At 70.2% G+C, this 16,145-nt stretch carries 11 protein-coding genes and 1 pseudogene; 6 read left to right on the top strand and 6 right to left on the bottom strand.

The genetic code is table 11. The features are described from left to right. Positions 1 to 136 precede the first annotated feature (136 nt). The 3 genes from ABT063_RS18350 to ABT063_RS18340 all read left to right on the top strand — a co-directional run bounded on the left by ABT063_RS18350 (position 137) and on the right by ABT063_RS18340 (position 3,899). Complete coding sequence (locus ABT063_RS18350) at positions 137 to 2,137, top strand: beta-galactosidase (RefSeq protein ID WP_351058382.1); 2,001 nt, start codon at positions 137 to 139, stop codon at positions 2,135 to 2,137. A 64-nt stretch (positions 2,138 to 2,201) separates the two neighbouring features. Then, positions 2,202 to 3,338, top strand: coding sequence for a glycoside hydrolase family 53 protein (locus tag ABT063_RS18345; RefSeq protein WP_351058381.1), 1,137 nt, complete (start codon positions 2,202 to 2,204; stop codon positions 3,336 to 3,338). A gap of 144 nt (positions 3,339 to 3,482) precedes the next feature. Further along, entirely contained in the window at positions 3,483 to 3,899 is a 417-nt protein-coding gene (locus ABT063_RS18340; RefSeq protein WP_351058380.1) for a hypothetical protein, read from the top strand. Positions 3,900 to 3,944: 45 nt separating this feature from the next. On the opposite strand, the gene ABT063_RS18335 is transcribed toward ABT063_RS18340, so the two are convergent. Further along, a complete protein-coding gene (locus tag ABT063_RS18335; protein ID WP_351058439.1) occupies positions 3,945 to 4,406 on the bottom strand; it encodes a carboxymuconolactone decarboxylase family protein in 462 nt (153 codons plus the stop codon). Positions 4,407 to 4,499: 93 nt separating this feature from the next. On the opposite strand from ABT063_RS18335, the gene ABT063_RS18330 reads away from it, so the two are divergent. After that, positions 4,500 to 5,111 (top strand): hypothetical protein, encoded by a 612-nt coding sequence (locus tag ABT063_RS18330; protein ID WP_351058438.1) that lies wholly within the window; start codon positions 4,500 to 4,502, stop codon positions 5,109 to 5,111. Positions 5,112 to 5,138: 27 nt separating this feature from the next. On the opposite strand, the pseudogene ABT063_RS18325 reads toward ABT063_RS18330, so the two are convergent. Then, positions 5,139 to 5,955 (bottom strand): annotated as a pseudogene (locus ABT063_RS18325) (FAD-dependent oxidoreductase); the annotation flags it as partial. 38 nt (positions 5,956 to 5,993) lie between these two features. On the opposite strand from ABT063_RS18325, the gene fahA reads away from it, so the two are divergent. Then, positions 5,994 to 7,214, top strand: a complete 1,221-nt coding sequence (gene fahA, locus ABT063_RS18320) for a fumarylacetoacetase (RefSeq protein WP_351058379.1) — start codon at positions 5,994 to 5,996, stop codon at positions 7,212 to 7,214. Positions 7,215 to 7,462: 248 nt separating this feature from the next. Then, complete coding sequence (locus tag ABT063_RS18315; protein ID WP_351058378.1) at positions 7,463 to 8,401, top strand: M56 family metallopeptidase; 939 nt, start codon at positions 7,463 to 7,465, stop codon at positions 8,399 to 8,401. Between the two features lie 354 nt (positions 8,402 to 8,755). On the opposite strand, the gene recQ is transcribed toward ABT063_RS18315, so the two are convergent. From recQ to nuoL, 4 genes are all read right to left on the bottom strand, one after another. Continuing rightward, the gene (gene recQ / locus ABT063_RS18310; RefSeq protein WP_351058437.1) at positions 8,756 to 10,738 is read right to left on the bottom strand and encodes a DNA helicase RecQ; all 1,983 of its coding nucleotides are present in this window, start codon (positions 10,736 to 10,738) and stop codon (positions 8,756 to 8,758) included. A gap of 212 nt (positions 10,739 to 10,950) precedes the next feature. Next, a complete protein-coding gene (nuoN, locus tag ABT063_RS18305; RefSeq protein WP_351058377.1) occupies positions 10,951 to 12,600 on the bottom strand; it encodes an NADH-quinone oxidoreductase subunit NuoN in 1,650 nt (549 codons plus the stop codon). Then, entirely contained in the window at positions 12,597 to 14,168 is a 1,572-nt protein-coding gene (locus ABT063_RS18300; protein WP_351058376.1) for an NADH-quinone oxidoreductase subunit M, read from the bottom strand. Before ABT063_RS18300 ends, nuoN begins: the two co-directional genes overlap by 4 nt. A 5-nt stretch (positions 14,169 to 14,173) precedes the next feature. Then, entirely contained in the window at positions 14,174 to 16,138 is a 1,965-nt protein-coding gene (gene nuoL / locus ABT063_RS18295; protein ID WP_351058375.1) for an NADH-quinone oxidoreductase subunit L, read from the bottom strand. Positions 16,139 to 16,145 lie beyond the last annotated feature (7 nt).

Below are 16,145 nucleotides of genomic sequence, written 5' to 3'. Positions count from 1 at the left end.
GGCCCCTTGTCAATGGAGGGAGGCTGGGGTTACCTACTTGTTGCTCATGGATGTCGGCGGCATCCCATACTGTGCACGATCACAGAAAGCCGGCGTCTTCTGCGCCGTCACCGTTGCCATTCCCGGGAGCCACCGCATGCCCTCCGCCGCCCCGCACGACCGCCTGCCACTCGCCTTCGGGGGCGACTACAACCCCGAGCAGTGGCCGCAGGAGGTGTGGGAGGAGGACGTACGGCTGATGCGCGAGGCCGGTGTGACGCTGGTCTCGCTCGGCATCTTCGCCTGGTCCCGGATCGAACCGCGGCCCGGCGAGTACGACTTCGAGTGGCTCGACCGGATCCTCGGGATGCTGTACGAGGCCGGCATCAATGTGGATCTGGCGACGCCGACGGTCGTACCGCCCGCCTGGTTCTACCGGGCGCATCCCGAAGCGCTGCCGGTGACCCGGGAGGGCGTGCGGCTGGCGTTCGGCTCACGCGGGGCGATCTGCCACTCCAATCCGGACTACCGGGCGGCCGCGGCGGAGATCACTTCGCGGATCGCCTCGCGTTACGGGGGCCATCCGGCCGTGGTGCTGTGGCACGTCCACAACGAGTACGGCGCTCCGGTCCTCGGTTGTTACTGCGACATCTGCGCCGCCGCCTTCCGGGTCTGGCTGCAGGACCGTTACGGCACTCTCGGCGCCCTCAACCAGGCGTGGGGCACCGCCTTCTGGGGCCAGCTCTACGGCGACTGGGAGGAGATCGGGGTGCCCCGGGCCACGCCGACGGTGGGCAACCCGGCGCAGCAACTGGACTTCCAGCGGTTCGCGGACTCCCAGGCCCGCGCCAACTTCGTCGCCGAGCGGGACATCCTGCACCGCCTCTCCCCCGGCGTGCCCGTGACCACCAACTTCATGGTCGCGCCCAGCCAGTGCCAGAGCATCGACTACTGGGCCTGGGGCCGCGAGGTCGACCTCGTCACCAACGACCACTACCTGATCACCGACGGCCGCCGCACCCACGTCAACCTCGCCCTCGCCGCCGACCTCACCCGCTCGGTCGCGGGCGGCGCCCCCTGGCTGCTGCTCGAACACTCCACGTCCGGCATCAACTGGCAGCCGCGCAACCCGGCCAAGGCGCCGGGTCAGATGGCCCGCAACTCCCTCGGCCATGTCGCCCGCGGCTCCGAGGGCGCGATGTTCTTCCAGTGGCGGCAGTCGCGGCGGGGTGCGGAGAAGTTCCACTCGTCGATGCTGCCGCACGCGGGGACCGGGACGCGGGTCTGGCGGGAGGTCACCGATCTGGGCCGCCGGGTCGCCGGCCTGGCGGACCTGCGCGGGACGCGCACACGCGCCGACGTGGCCATGGTCTGGTCGTGGGACTCCTGGTGGGCGCAGGGCCTGGAGTGGCGGCCGAGCGAGGACCTGGACGCGCGGGAGCGGCTCGACGCGTTCTACGAGGCGCTGTACGACCGGCACCTGACGGTGGACTTCGTGCCGCCGGCCGGGCTGTCGGAGGTGGATCCCGCGCGTTACCCGCTGCTCGTCGTCCCCCAGCTGTACTCGGCGCCCGCCTCCGTCGCCGCCGACCTGGAGCGGTACGTCTCGCGCGGCGGCACCCTGCTGGTCTCCTTCTTCTCCGGCATCGTCGACGAGCACGACGCGGTGCATCCCGGGGCGTATCCGGGGGCGCTGCGGGACGTGCTCGCACTGACCGTCGAGGAGTTCGACCCGCTGCTGCCGGGCGAGGCCGTCACCGTACGCACGTCAGACGGCCGGGAGCTTCGGGCCGATGTGTGGTCCGAGTACGTCGTCCCCGGCGACGGCTGCGAGACGGTGGCCGTGTTCGCCGACGGCCGTACGGCGGGACGGCCCGCGCTGACCCGGCGCGCACTGGGCGACGGAGCGGCCTGGTACCTGGCGACCCGGCTGACCGGCGCCGATCTGGCGGCGGTGGTGGATCTCGCGCTCGCGGATGCGGGGGTCACGCCTGCCGATCTTCCGCGCGATGTCGAACTCGTCGTACGGGAGGGCGAGTCGGGGGTGTTCCGGTTCGCCGTCAACCACACCGACGCCGAGGTGAAGGTGGTGCTGCCGGACGGGAGTCGGGCGGCGGTGCCGGCGGGGGCGGTCGAGGTGTTCCGCGAGCCGCGCTGAGCTTCTTGCCCTTGTTCCGCGTTTTGTTCTTCCTCTGTGGCTTTCACTGTGAAGGGACCCCGAAATGCGCAGACGTAGTGTTCTCACCGCTGCCGGAGCCGCCGCACTGGCGGTTCCCGTGCTGGGCGCGGCACCTGCCGTCGCGAGCACCTCCAAGCACCGCGGTCGCCTGGAGATCCGTGGCATGGACATCTCCTCGCTGCCGAAGAACGAGGACAACGGTGCCGTGTACCGACGGGCGGACGGCCGCCGTGACGACCCGATCCGCATCCTCGCGCACGCGGGCATCACCCACGCCCGCCTGAAGGTCTGGGTCGACCCGGTCGACGGCTACAACAATAAGAAGCGCGTACTCCCGCTGGCCCGGCGCCTTAAGCGGGCCGGCATCGGCATCTGGATCGACTTCCACTACTCCGACAGGTGGGCGGACCCGGCGCACCAGACCAAGCCGGCCGCCTGGGCCGGCCTGGACGTGGCGGGCCTGACCCGGGCCGTCTACGACCACACCGCCGACGTCCTCGGCGCGCTCCGGCGTCAGGGCACCCCGGCCGACCTCGTGCAGATCGGCAACGAGCTCAACGGGGGCATGATCTGGCCCGAGGGCAACTGGGAGCACTGGGACAACCTCGCCGCCTTCCTCAAGGCCGGCCTGCGCGCGGCCCGCGACACCACCCCGCGCATCCGCACGATCCTCCACCTGGCCAACGGCGGCGACAACGGTCTGTACCGGTGGTGGTTCGACAACGCGGTCGCGCTCGGCGTCGACTTCGACATCATCGGCCTCTCCTACTACCCCTTCTGGCACGGCGCGGTGGAGCAGGCCGCCGCCAACATGGCCGACATCACGGCCCGTTACGGCAAGCCGTGCGTGATCGCCGAGACCGCGTACCCGTTCACGCTGGAGAGCGAGGACGACGTCAACGACATCATGAACAGCCCCTCGCAGCTCACCCCCGGCTACCCCGCCACCCCCGAGGGCCAGGCCGCGTGGCTGCGCGCGGTGGCCGACCTCGCCGCGGCCGTGCCGAACGGCCAGGGCCTGGGCCACTGCTACTGGGAAGGCGTGTGGACCCACCGCACCGGCAGCGGCTGGGACCCGGCGGACCCGACGTCGGGCAACGCCTGGGAGAACCTGGCGCTGTTCGACTTCGAGGACAAGGCGCTGCCTGGGTTGAGGACGCTGGGCCGTTATCGGTCGTAGTACCTGGTGGCGCGGCTGGGAGCCGACGCCTCCTGGTGGAGCGGGCTGCACCAGGGATACGGCAGTCGGCTCCCTCGTGGCGTCGGGCGGGCGACGGGATCGTGGAGGTCACAGAGCTACCGACCCTCCGAAGGGACCACCCCCGTGCCCAGGAACCGCCGACGCCGTATCACCACGATCGCCATCGCCGTGGCCACCGTCACCCTGACCGCAGGCCTCGCCACCGCCTGCGACCCCGACGACATCGACAACTCACTGGACTGCGTCTCCAACGCCGACACGATCGCCGACAGCCTCAAGGCGATCCCCGAGGCCGGCCTGGACGCGGTCGAGGATCCGGACCGGACCGACGACTCGATCAACACGATCGAGAAGAACCTCGACAAGATCAATGCCGAGACGGACGACACGTCGAACGACTCCAAGGTCGACAGGGCCGTCGACGATCTCAACAAGGCGATCAAGGACTACAACAAGTCCATCCTGAACGGCGACACCAACCCGGACTCCGGCGGGATCGACGCGGCGGCCGACGCGTTGACGGACCTCTGTACGTCGTGACGCGCCACCCGGCCTCATGGCCGGTGCACGCGGCGCGCCCGGCGGTCACCCCCAGGTCGTCCCCGCCGGCTCCCTGACGGTGGTGTTGATGCGGTTGAACATGTTGGTGAGGGCGATGGTGAGGATGAGCGCCGACAGTTCCCTCTCGTCGAAGTGGTCGGCGACCTCGTCCCACAACGCGTCCGGTACGGACTCGTGCGAACGGTCCGCGAGGCGGGTGACCGACTCGGTCAGCTGCAGCGCGGCCCGCTCGGCGTCGGAGAAGTAGGGGGCCTCCCGCCAGGCGGCGACGGCCGCGATGCGTTCCTCGCTCGCGCCGGCCTTGCGCATGTTCACGACGTGGCCGTGCACGCAGGCGCTGCACCCGTTGATCTGGCTGGCACGCAGCCCGACGATCTCCGCCATCTCCTGCGACAGGCCGCCCTCGCCGATCCCCTGGAAGAGGGTGCCGATGCCCTTCATGGCGCCGGGAAGGACGTACGCCGGGTTCTTCATCCGAGCCTGCATGGTGATGCCTCCTGTGTCAGTGCCGAGCAGGTGAGTGAGAAGCTGGCGCTTCGTTTTCGCTTTCACTGCACTGACGGAGCGGGGGCAGCTGTTGTGACAGACCGGCCGGAAGAATCTCCGGGAGCTTTTCAGGCGCATCTGCGGGAGGCCGCCGTCGGCATCCTGGAACGCTTCCCCGAGGCGTCGAGACCCGAGATCTACGCCCTCTCCTTCAACATCTGGCGCATCGACTACGACGACCGCCGCCCGTACGTCGCCATCGGCTACAACACCGAGACCCAGTACGAGCGGGAGAGGCGCCCGGAGGACCCCGGCGAGGCCCGCTGGAACTACGCCTGCTGGCTCCTCGACGGTTTCGAGACCCTCGGCAACGTCCCCGAGGACCCGTCCGGCGGCCCGCTGTACATCGAGGAGATCAAGCGGCTCGGCCTCTGGTACGACGGCGAGGACGTGGAGGTGGGCGCGGACGACGTGCTCGACGCCCAGCGCGACCTCCTCAGCCTCCACTTCGCCGACGCCTGCGTCGATCTGGCGCGTCACCTGCACGACAGCGGACGTATCGAGAAGCTCTTCGGCCGCCCCCTGCCGGTCGTGGTCTTCGACATGGACTGCCCCGGATGGGAGATCGAGGCCACCGAGGCGGCCAACCCACCCGAACTGATCGAGGACTTCTTGACCTGGCAGCGGGCGGCCGAGGAGGCGTGAGCTGACGTTCGGGGGCCACACTCGGTCGTGCGCCGCCGCCAGATGCCTCGCCGGCCTCGGTGACGCGAACTCCCTCCCGCACACGAACCGCGTCACCGGCCCGTACGACGCCACCGGCAGCCCCGTGAAGTACAGGCCCGGCACGGACCAGGTAGTGGCGGACCTGGGCCGGCAGGTGACGGTAGGGGCGCGGGTAGCGGCTGGGCGCCCAGAGGGGACCAGGCGCGGCCGAACGGCGACTCCGGGCGCAGCTTCGGCTGCCGCCACGGTGGCGCCCCGAACCTGACACTGCCGCGCCCGCGCGCCCGCCTCCGCCGCCGGCACGGCCGTCTCCAGCGCGGACCGGCCCGCGCCGACGACGATCAGGTCCTGCCCGAGTGGCGGGTGAGGTCGTGGTGCTGGGAGCTGTGGAGACCGGGCCCGTGGGGGTGGGTCCGTCCGCCGCGGCCGTGGCCGGCTCGCGGGGCAGGTGGGCGAGGCCGGACAGGCCGGACGCCACAACGACCGCCCGGGCGGTGAACAACTCGCCCGATTCCAGCTTCAGTTCCAAGCCGCCCGTGCTCGCGCCGGTCGACGGAGACCACCCGCACCCGCTCCAGCTCGGGCACCAGGCTCTGCTGGAACCACTCGCCGTACCCGATGAAGGTCTCCACCGGGATGATGTCCTCGTCGGTCACCAGCCGCGGTATCCCGGCCGCGTCGCCGTGGTCGGCGAGGGTGTGGCCGCGCTGGCGTCGATGTCCGAGGCCGCCGGGGTCGACTTGAGGAGCATGCCCGCGGGCATGTGGTCGCGCCAGCTCACCACCAAGACAGGCAACTCAGCCGTAACGTGTGGCCCGACCATATGGAACGCACGGTATGCGCGAGAGTGAGGCAGCACCCATGCCCCCCTTCGATGTCCCCGAGGGCGACCCCTTCGGCCCGCACAACCTCCCGTACGGGGTCTTCTCCCTCCCCGGATCCGGCGGTCCCGTCGAGCGGCGGGTCGGCGTCCGGCTCGGCGACCACGTCCTCGACGCGGGCGCGGCGGCGGCCGCCCTCGGCTCCCCGTACGTCTCCCTGCTCGCGCGGCCCTCCCTGACCCCGCTCCTCGCCGCGGGCCGCACCGCCTGGTCCGACGTACGGCGCGCACTGACCGCATGGGTGACGGTCCCGTCCCACCGGCAGACCATCGAGCCCCTGTTCCACCCGCTCTCCGCCGTCACTCTGCACCTCCCCTTCGATGTCGCGGACTACGTCGACTTCTACGCCTCCGAGAACCACGCCCGGAACGTCGGCCAGATCTTCCGCCCGGACGCGGCCGACTCCCTGACCCCCAACTGGAAGCACCTCCCGATCGGTTATCACGGCCGCTCCGGCACCGTGGTGGTCTCGGGCACGGACGTCGTACGGCCGTCGGGGCAGCGGAAGGCCGCTTCCGACCCGGCGCCCGTCTTCGGGCCTTCCGTCCGCCTGGACATCGAGGCCGAGGTCGGCTTCGTGGTCGGGGTCCCCTCGGCGATGGGGAAGCCGGTGGCACTCACCGACTTCCGCGACCACGTCTTCGGCCTCTGCCTCCTCAACGACTGGTCCGCCCGCGACATCCAGGTCTGGGAGTACGTCCCCCTCGGCCCGTTCCTCGGCAAGTCCTTCGCCACGTCCGTCTCGGCGTGGATCACCCCGCTGGACGCCCTGGAGGAGGCGCGGGTGACTCCGCCGTCGCGGACGCACGAGCTGCTGCCGTACCTGGACGACGCCGAGGAGGAACCCGGCGGCTACGACCTGCGCATCTCGGTCGCCATCAATGGCCACGTCGTGTCCGATCCCCCCTTCTCCACCATGTACTGGACCGCCGCCCAGCAACTCGCCCACATGACCGTCAACGGCGCCTCCCTGCGCACCGGCGACCTGTACGGTTCCGGGACGGTGAGCGGCCCGACGGAACGGGAACGCGGTTCGCTCCTCGAACTGACCTGGAACGGCCGCGACCCACTCGAACTCCCCGACGGCAAGCGGACGTTCCTGGAGGACGGCGACGAGGTGACGCTGTCGGCGTGGGCACCGGGGCCGGACGGGGCCCGAGTGGGGTTGGGCGAGGTCAGGGGGCGGGTGGTGGCGGGATGAGGTCGGGGGCCGCCGGGCCGAACAGCCTTTCGCCCGGCCCTGGTTGAAGCCCCGAACTCTGTCCGGTACTCACCACGCACCACACTGGACGACTTCCGACACCTGCCGCGTGCCGCCTGCCCCCGTCATACTGGGGGCAGGCGGCACCGCACCGTACGACGACGGACCCGCCGCCCCGCACCACCCCACCTGTGCACCCCTTGCACCCGTAGCCGCCCTTCTTCCGACCAGGATCCGGAGCCCGTGGCATGACTGTCTGCCTGCTCCTGCTGAGTGCCGTCGCCCTGACGGCCGCCGTGCCGGTCCCGCGCGCGCTGACCCGGGCCGCGTGGCCCGAACGGGATCCCGTGGTCGCGCTGTGGGTGTGGCAGTGCCTGGTCGCCACCGTCCTGCTGTGCTGTCTGACGGCCCTCGTGCTGGGCACCGCGGCCGTCTTCCACACCGTCCGCGACCACGTCTTCGCCCCCGCCCCTTCGGCCGTGACCGCCGCGTACGACCTCTCCGCCGCGCCGATCTGGGCCGCCGGCCTCACCCTGCTGCTGGCCTGCGGGGCCGCCTGGACGACCGCGATGCTCGCCCGTGAGCTCGTCGAGGCGCGCCGACGCCGTGGCCAGGCCCGCGCCCACCTGCGCGAACGCGCCCCCGACCTGCCGGCCGGTCTGCCCGCCGCGCGCGGGCCCCTGCTGGTGCTGGAGGACGAGTATCCCGACGCCTGGTGGATGCCCGGCAACCCGCCCCAGCTGATCGTCACCACCGGCGCCCTGCACCGCCTCACCGACCACCAGCTCGACGCGGTCCTCACCCACGAACGCGGCCACGCCCGCGCCCGCCACGACTGGCTGCTCCACCTCTCCACCGCCCTGGCCACCGGCTTCCCCCGTATCCCGCTCTTCGCCCACTTCTGCGACCAGACCCACCGCCTGGTCGAACTCGCCGCCGACGACACCGCCTCCCGCCGCTGCGGCCACCTGACCACGGCGTTGGCCCTGATCGAACTGAACCAACACCGAGGCGTCCTCTCCTGCGCCTCCACCCACCGCCTCCTGGGCGAACGCGTCGACCGCCTCCTGGAACCCCGCCCCCGCCTGGGCCCCCGACACCGAGCCCTGACAACGACGGTGGCAGCGCTGATCCCCCTCCTGCCCCTACTGATCACGTTCGCACCGGGCCTTACGGCACTGTCGTAACCACGACCACTGCGACCAGCCGCGCGCAATCGACGCCGTCAGACGGAGCGAGCCACCGCCCGGCCACCAAGCTGCGGACAACCGCACCCGCCCAGCCGTCAAGAGGCGCGAGTCGTCGCCACCCGGCCGTCAAACGGCAGACTGGCCGCTGCCCCGCCCAGCCGCCAGGCAACGGACAGCCACACCCGCCCAGCCGTCAGCAGCAGGCAGCCGGTACCCGCCCCAGCTGCGGGCAGTCGTGCCCCTGGGGCGGCTCCCGACCCAAAGAGAGGCGGCACGCCGCCAGAGCCGGGGCGCGACCCGCCCCCGCCCAGCACCAGCACCAGCACCGGGCGCCGCATCAGCCAACAGCAGCTATATCCAGCCGTCGTCCGGCTCCGGCTCCGCATCCATCTCGGGCCACGCCTCCGCCCCCGGATCCTCCTCACGCACCGGGACCGCCGCTCCGGGAGCGCCGTCCAGCCCGGCCAGCACCCCGATCACGCCTTCCCCATAAGTCGCCAGCTTCTTCTCCCCCACGCCGCTGATACCGCCCAGCTGGGAAACGGACGTCGGCCAAACCGTCACGATCTCCCGCAGCGTCGCGTCATGGAAGATGACATACGCCGGAACCCCCTGCTCCCGCGCCTGCTCGGCCCGCCAGGCGCGCAGCGCCTCGAAGGCGGGGAGCAATGCCTCGGGCAGCTCGGCCGCGGCCGCCTTGGCCTTGCGCTCACCCTTGCCGGAGGACCCAGAGGCCGACCGCGAGGTCACCGCCTTCTTCGGCTCCTTCCGCAGCGGCACCTCCCGCTCCCGCCGCAGCACCGACCCACTCGCCTCGGTCAGCACCAACGTGCCGTACTCCCCCTCGACCGCGAGCAGCCCCTGCGCCAGCAACTGCCGTACGACACCACGCCACTCACCCTCGGTCAGGTCCTCGCCGATGCCGAACACGGACAGCTGGTCGTGATCGAACTGGATCACCTTGCCCGTCCGCTTCCCCAGCAGGATGTCGACGATCTGCACCGCTCCGAACTTCTGCCCCCGCTCCCGCTGCAATCGCACCACCGTCGAGAGCACCTTCTGCGCCGCGATCGTGCCGTCCCAGGTCTCCGGCGGGGTGAGACAGGTGTCGCAGTTGCCGCAGCCCGCCGGGTCGGGGTCCTGGCCGAAGTAGGCGAGAAGCTGCCCACGCCGGCACTGGGCCGTCTCGCACAGCGCCAGCATCGAATCCAGGTGGGCCGCGGCCCGCCGCCGGAAGGCCTCGTCGCCCTCGCCCAACTGGATCAGTTTGCGCTGCTGTATGACGTCGTTCAGTCCGTATGCCATCCATGCCGTCGACGGCAGTCCGTCCCGGCCGGCGCGGCCCGTCTCCTGGTAGTAGCCCTCGACCGACTTGGGCAGGTCGAGGTGGGCGACGAAGCGGACGTCCGGCTTGTCGATGCCCATGCCGAAGGCGATGGTCGCGACCACCACCAGACCGTCCTCCCGCAGGAACCGGGACTGGTGGGCCGCGCGGGTGCCCGCGTCCAGACCGGCGTGGTACGGCACCGCCTCGATGCCGTTGCGGGAGAGGAACTCCGCCGTCGAGTCCACCGACTTGCGCGAGAGGCAGTACACGATGCCCGCGTCACCCGCGTGCTCCTCGCGCAGGAAGCTGAGCAGCTGCTTCTTGGGGTCGGCCTTCGGCACGATCCGGTACTGGATGTTGGGCCGGTCGAAGCTCGCCACGAAATGGCGGGCCTGAGGCATGTGCAGCCGCTGGGTGATCTCCTGGTGCGTCGCCCGCGTGGCCGTCGCCGTCAGCGCGATCCGGGGCACGTCCGGCCAGCGCTCGCCGAGCAGCGACAGCGCCAGATAGTCGGGGCGGAAGTCGTGGCCCCACTGGGACACGCAGTGCGCCTCGTCGATGGCGAAGACCGCGATCTTGCCGCGCGAGAGGAGATCCAGCGTCGAGTCGAGCCGCAGCCGCTCCGGCGCCAGATAGAGCAGGTCCAGCTCGCCGGCCAGGTACTCGGCCTCCACCGTCCGACGTTCGTCGAAGTCCTGCGTGGAGTTCATGAACCCGGCGCGCACGCCGAGCGCACGCAGGGCGTCCACCTGGTCCTGCATCAGGGCGATCAGCGGCGAGACCACGATCCCCGTACCAGGTCTGACCAGGGAGGGGATCTGGTAGCACAGCGACTTGCCGCCGCCGGTCGGCATGAGGACGAGGGCGTCCCCGCCGGCCACCACATGCTCGATGACCTCTTCCTGCGCACCGCGGAAGGTCTCGTACCCGAAGACGCGTTGCAGTGTGGCCAGCGCCTCGCTGTCGATCGTCCCTGGCATCTCCCTGATACCGCCCGTCCCGCCCATCGTCGTGTCCCCCGTACGTCGTCCCTCGACCACTGCCTCCACGATAGGGGCCCGGACCGACAGCCCCGGAGTTATCCACAGGCTGGTCGATGACGTTCGGTGGTCATTCGAACTGCCGACGTCACATAACATGCCGGCTCGGGGCGGGGTCCACCTGCGCAGGGCCCCGGCTCCCACCGAGGAACCGGGGCCCACCGCACAAGCACCGCAGGTCAGCGCACGAACACTCCCGCCTGGTTGGCCAGATCCAGGAAGTACTGCGGCGCCACACCGAGCACCAGCGTGACCGCCACGCCGACCCCGATCGCCGTCGTCGTCAGCGCCGACGGCACCGCGACGGTCGGTCCCTCGGGCCGCGGCTCGCTGAAGAACATCAGCACGATGACGCGGATGTAGAAGAACGCGGCGATCGCGGACGAGATCACACCGACCACGACCAGCGGGGCCGCGCCGCCCTCCGCCGCCGCCTTGAACACGGCGAACTTTCCGGCGAAACCGGAGGTCAGCGGGATGCCCGCGAAGGCCAGCAGGAAGACCGCGAACACGGCGGCCACCAGCGGCGAACGCCGGCCCAGTCCGGCCCACTTGGACAGGTGGGTCGCCTCGCCACCGGCATCCCGTACGAGCGTGACGACCGCGAACGCGCCGATCGTCACGAACGAGTAGGCACCCAGGTAGAAGAGGACGGACGACACACCATCCGGCGTGGTCGCGATGACGCCCGCGAGGATGAAGCCCGCGTGCGCGATCGACGAGTACGCCAGCAGCCGCTTGATGTCGGTCTGTGTGATCGCCACGATCGCACCGCCGAGCATGGTGACGATCGCGACGCCCCACATGACCGGCCGCCAGTCCCAGCGCAGGCCGGGCAGCACGACGTACAGGATCCTGAGCAGTGCGCCGAACGCGGCCACCTTCGTCGCCGCCGCCATGAACCCGGTCACCGGGGTCGGAGCGCCCTGGTAGACATCGGGCGTCCACATGTGGAACGGCACCGCGCCGACCTTGAACAGCAGGCCCATGATGATCATCGCGGCGCCGACGAGCAGCAGCGCGTCGTTGCCCATGGTGTCCGCGAGCGCCGGGTTGACGGTCGTGACCGTGCCGTCGACGACCTGCGCGATCGTCGCGTACGACATCGAGCCCGCGTATCCGTACAGCAGCGCGATGCCGAACAGTGTGAACGCGGAGGCGAACGCGCCTAGCAGGAAGTACTTGACCGCGGCCTCCTGCGACAACAGCCGCTTGCGGCGGGCCAGCGCGCACAGCAGGTACAGCGGCAGCGAGAAGACTTCCAGGGCCACGAAGAGCGTCAGCAGATCGTTGGCCGACGGGAAGATCAGCATGCCCGCGACGGCGAAGAGCAGCAGCGGGAAGACCTCGGTGGTGGTGAATCCGGCCTTCACCGCGGCCTTTTCGCTGTCGCTTCCCGGCACCGACGCGGCCTGCGCGGCGAAGGAGTCGACGCGGTTGCCGTGCGCCTCCGGGTCCAGCCGCCGTTCGGCGAAGGTGAACAGGCCGACCAGCCCCGTCAGCAGGATCGTGCCCTGCAGGAAGAGGGCCGGGCCGTCGACGGCGAGCGCGCCCATCGCCGCGATGCCCGCCTTGGTCGTGGCGTACCCGTCGGTCGCCAGCGCGATGACCGCTGCGAAGGCGGCGGTGAGCGCGACGACGGACACGAACATCTGGACGTAGTAACGGGACTTGCGCGGGACGATCGCCTCGACCAGCACCCCGATGATCGCCGCGCCGACGACGATCAAGATGGGCGACAATTGTCCGTACTCGAACTTCGGCGCGTCGATCTTCGAGATCGGATCGGCCGCGGTTGTCCACAGGCTGTGGACGGCTGATGCGCTCACTTGGCCGCCTCCACCTCGGGCTGGGGGTCCTTCTTCTGTACGTCGGACATGGTCTGCTTGACCGCGGGGTCGATGATGTCCGTGACGGGTTTCGGGTAGACGCCCAGGAAGATCAACAGCACGACCAGCGGGGTGACGACCACGAGTTCCCGCACCCTGAGGTCCGGCATCGCGGCGACCTCGGGTTTCACCGGGCCCGTCATCGTCCTCTGGTAGAGGACGAGGGTGTAGAGCGCGGCCAGCACGATGCCGAACGTGGCGATGATGCCGATCACCGGGTAGCGCGCGAACGTGCCGACCAGGACCAGGAACTCACTCACGAAGGGCGCGAGCCCCGGCAGCGACAGGGTGGCCAGACCGCCGATCAGGAAGGTGCCGGCGAGCACCGGAGCGACCTTCTGCACTCCGCCGTAGTCGGCGATGAGCCGCGAGCCGCGCCGCGAGATCAGGAAGCCGGCCACCAGCATCAGGGCGGCGGTCGAGATCCCGTGGTTGACCATGTAGAGCGTCGCGCCGGACTGGCCCTGGCTGGTCATCGCGAAGATGCCCATGATGATGAAGCCGAAGTGCGAGATCGACGCGTACGCCACCAGCCGCTTGATGTCCCGCTGGCCGACGGCGAGCAGCGCCCCGTAGATGATGCTGATCAGGGCGAGGACGAGGATGGCGGGCGTCGCCCACTTGCTCGCCTCCGGGAACAGTTGGAGGCAGAAGCGGAGCATCGCGAAGGTGCCCACCTTGTCGACGACCGCCGTGATCAGGACGGCGACCGGGGCGGTGGCCTCCCCCATGGCGTTGGGCAGCCAGGTGTGCAGCGGCCACAGCGGGGCCTTCACCGCGAAGGCGAAGAAGAAGCCCAGGAACAGCCAGCGTTCGGTGTTGGTCGCCATGTCCAGCGAGCCGTTGGCCCGTGCCTCGGCGATCTCCGTCAGCGAGAAGTTCCCGGCGACCACGTAGAGGCCGATCACCGCGGCCAGCATGATCAGTCCGCCGACCAGGTTGTAGAGCAGGAACTTCACGGCCGCGTACGACCGTTGCGTCGACGCCGCCTTTTCGCCGTGCTCGTGGGCACGGTCCCCGAAGCCGCCGATGAGGAAGTACATCGGGATCAGCATGGCTTCGAAGAAGATGTAGAAGAGGAAGACGTCGGTGGCCTCGAAGGAGAGAATCACCATCGCCTCGACGGCCAGGATCAGGGCGAAGAAGCCCTGCGTCGGCCGCCAGCGCGTGCTGCCGGTCTCCAGCGGGTCGGCGTCGTGCCATCCCGCGAGGATGATGAACGGGATCAGCAGGGCGGTCAGCGCGATGAGTGCCACCGCGATGCCGTCCACGCCCAGCTCGTACCTCACCCCGAAGTCGGCGATCCAGGCGTGGGATTCGGTGAGCTGGTAGCGGTCGCCGTCCGGGTCGAAGCGGACCAGGACCGTGACGGCGAGCGCGAGCGTGGCGAGCGAGACGAGCAGCGCCAGCCATTTGGCGGCGGTCCGCCGCGCGGCCGGTACGGCGGCCGTGGCGACCGCCCCGAGGGCCGGGAGCGCCGCCGTCACTGTCAGCAGGGGAAAGGACATCGGTATCAGACCGCCCTCATCAGCAGGGTCGCGGCGACGAGGATCGCCGCACCGCCGAACATCGAGACCGCGTACGACCGCGCGAAGCCGTTCTGGAGCTTGCGCATCCGTCCGGAGAGGCCGCCGACCGAGGCCGCCGTGCCGTTGACGACGCCGTCGACCAGGGTGTGGTCGACGTACACCAGGGAGCGTGTGAGGTGCTCGCCGCCGCGGACCAGGACGACGTGGTTGAAGTCGTCCTGGAGCAGATCGCGCCGGGCGGCCCGGGTGAGCAGCGACCCGCGCGGGGCGACGACCGGGACCGGGCGGCGCCCGTACTGGGCGTACGCGGCGGCGACGCCGATGGCGAGCACGACCATGGTGGAGAGGGTGACCGTCAGGGCGCTGATCGGGGCGTGGCCGTGGTCGTGCCCGGTGACGGGCTCCAGCCAGTGCAGGAAGCGGTCACCGATGCTGAAGAACGCGCCGCCGAAGACCGACCCGACCGCCAGCACGATCATGGGAATGGTCATGACCTTGGGCGACTCGTGCGGGTGCGGCTCGGCGTGCTCGCCGCGGTGCTCGGCCGCCGGCTCCACGCTCGGCTCGGCCGGGGACGGCGTCGGAGCGTGGCGCCAGCGTTCTTCTCCGAAGAACGTCATCAGCATCACACGCGTCATGTAGTACGCCGTGATGGCCGCGCCCAGCAGGGCGCAACCGCCGAGGATCCAGCCCTCGGTGCCGCCCTTGGCGAAGGCGGCCTCGATGATCTTGTCCTTGGAGAAGAAGCCGGACAGGCCCGGGAAGCCGATGATGGCGAGGTAGCCGAGGCCGAAGGTGATGAAGGTGATCGGCATGTACTTCCTGAGGCCGCCGTACTTCCTCATGTCGACCTCGTCGTTCATGCCGTGCATGACCGAACCGGCGCCGAGGAACAGCCCGGCCTTGAAGAAGCCGTGCGTCACCAGGTGCATGATCGCGAAGACGTAGCCGATGGGGCCGAGGCCCGCGGCGAGGACCATGTAGCCGATCTGCGACATGGTCGAGCCGGCCAGCGCCTTCTTGATGTCGTCCTTCGCGCAACCGACGATCGCACCGAACAGGAGCGTGACGGCACCGACGATGGTGACGACCAGTTGCGCGTCGGGTGCGGCGTTGAAGATGGCGCCGGAGCGGACGATCAGGTAGACGCCCGCGGTCACCATCGTCGCGGCGTGGATGAGGGCCGAGACCGGGGTCGGGCCCTCCATCGCGTCCCCGAGCCAGGACTGCAGCGGCACCTGGGCGGACTTGCCGCACGCGGCGAGCAGCAGCATCAGGGCGATGGCGGTGAGCTGACCCTCGGTCGCGTCACCGGCGAGCCCCGCCTCCTCGTGGGTGCCGAGCACCGGGCCGAAGGCGAAGGTCCCGAACGTCGTGAACATCAGCATGATCGCGATCGCCAGGCCCATGTCGCCGACGCGGTTGACCAGGAAGGCCTTCTTCGCGGCTGTGGCAGCGCTGGGCTTGTGCTGCCAGAAGCCGATCAGCAGATAGGAGGCGAGGCCGACGCCCTCCCAGCCGACGTACAACAGGAGGTAGTTGTCGGCGAGGACGAGCAGCAGCATCGCCGCGAGGAACAGGTTCAGATAGCCGAAGAAGCGGCGGCGCCGCTCGTCGTGCTCCATGTACCCGACCGAGTACAGGTGGATCAGCGAGCCGACGCCCGTGATCAGCAGGACGAAAGTCATCGACAGCTGGTCGACGCGGAAGGCGACGTCCGCCTGGAAGCCCTCGACCGGGACCCAGCTGAACAGGTGCTGCGTCAGGGTGCGATGTTCGGCGTCCTTGCCGAGCAGATCGGCGAAGAGGACGAGGCCGATCACGAAGGACACGGCGGACAGGAGCGTGCCGATCCAGTGACCGACGGCGTCCAGTCTCCGGCCGCCGCACAGCAGTACGGCCGCTCCGAGCAGAGGCGCCGCCACCAGCAGCGCAATCAGGTTCTCCACGATTCAG

Source organism: Streptomyces sp. NPDC002838, from assembly GCF_040295365.1.
Classification (GTDB): domain Bacteria; phylum Actinomycetota; class Actinomycetes; order Streptomycetales; family Streptomycetaceae; genus Streptomyces.
The sequence above is the reverse complement of the archived record's forward strand: the minus strand, read 5'-3'. Positions and strand labels throughout refer to the sequence as shown.

Excerpts from the sequence above, each read along its gene's own strand:
- ABT063_RS18350 (WP_351058382.1), top strand. The coding sequence starts at position 137 with ATGCCCTCCGCCGCCCCGCACGACCGCCTGCCACTCGCCTTCGGGGGC.
- ABT063_RS18345 (WP_351058381.1), top strand. The coding sequence starts at position 2,202 with ATGCGCAGACGTAGTGTTCTCACCGCTGCCGGAGCCGCCGCACTGGCG.
- ABT063_RS18335 (WP_351058439.1), bottom strand. The coding sequence starts at position 4,406 with ATGCAGGCTCGGATGAAGAACCCGGCGTACGTCCTTCCCGGCGCCATG.
- fahA (WP_351058379.1), top strand. The coding sequence starts at position 5,994 with ATGCCCCCCTTCGATGTCCCCGAGGGCGACCCCTTCGGCCCGCACAAC.
- ABT063_RS18315 (WP_351058378.1), top strand. The coding sequence starts at position 7,463 with ATGACTGTCTGCCTGCTCCTGCTGAGTGCCGTCGCCCTGACGGCCGCC.
- recQ (WP_351058437.1), bottom strand. The coding sequence starts at position 10,738 with ATGGGCGGGACGGGCGGTATCAGGGAGATGCCAGGGACGATCGACAGC.
- ABT063_RS18300 (WP_351058376.1), bottom strand. The coding sequence starts at position 14,168 with ATGTCCTTTCCCCTGCTGACAGTGACGGCGGCGCTCCCGGCCCTCGGG.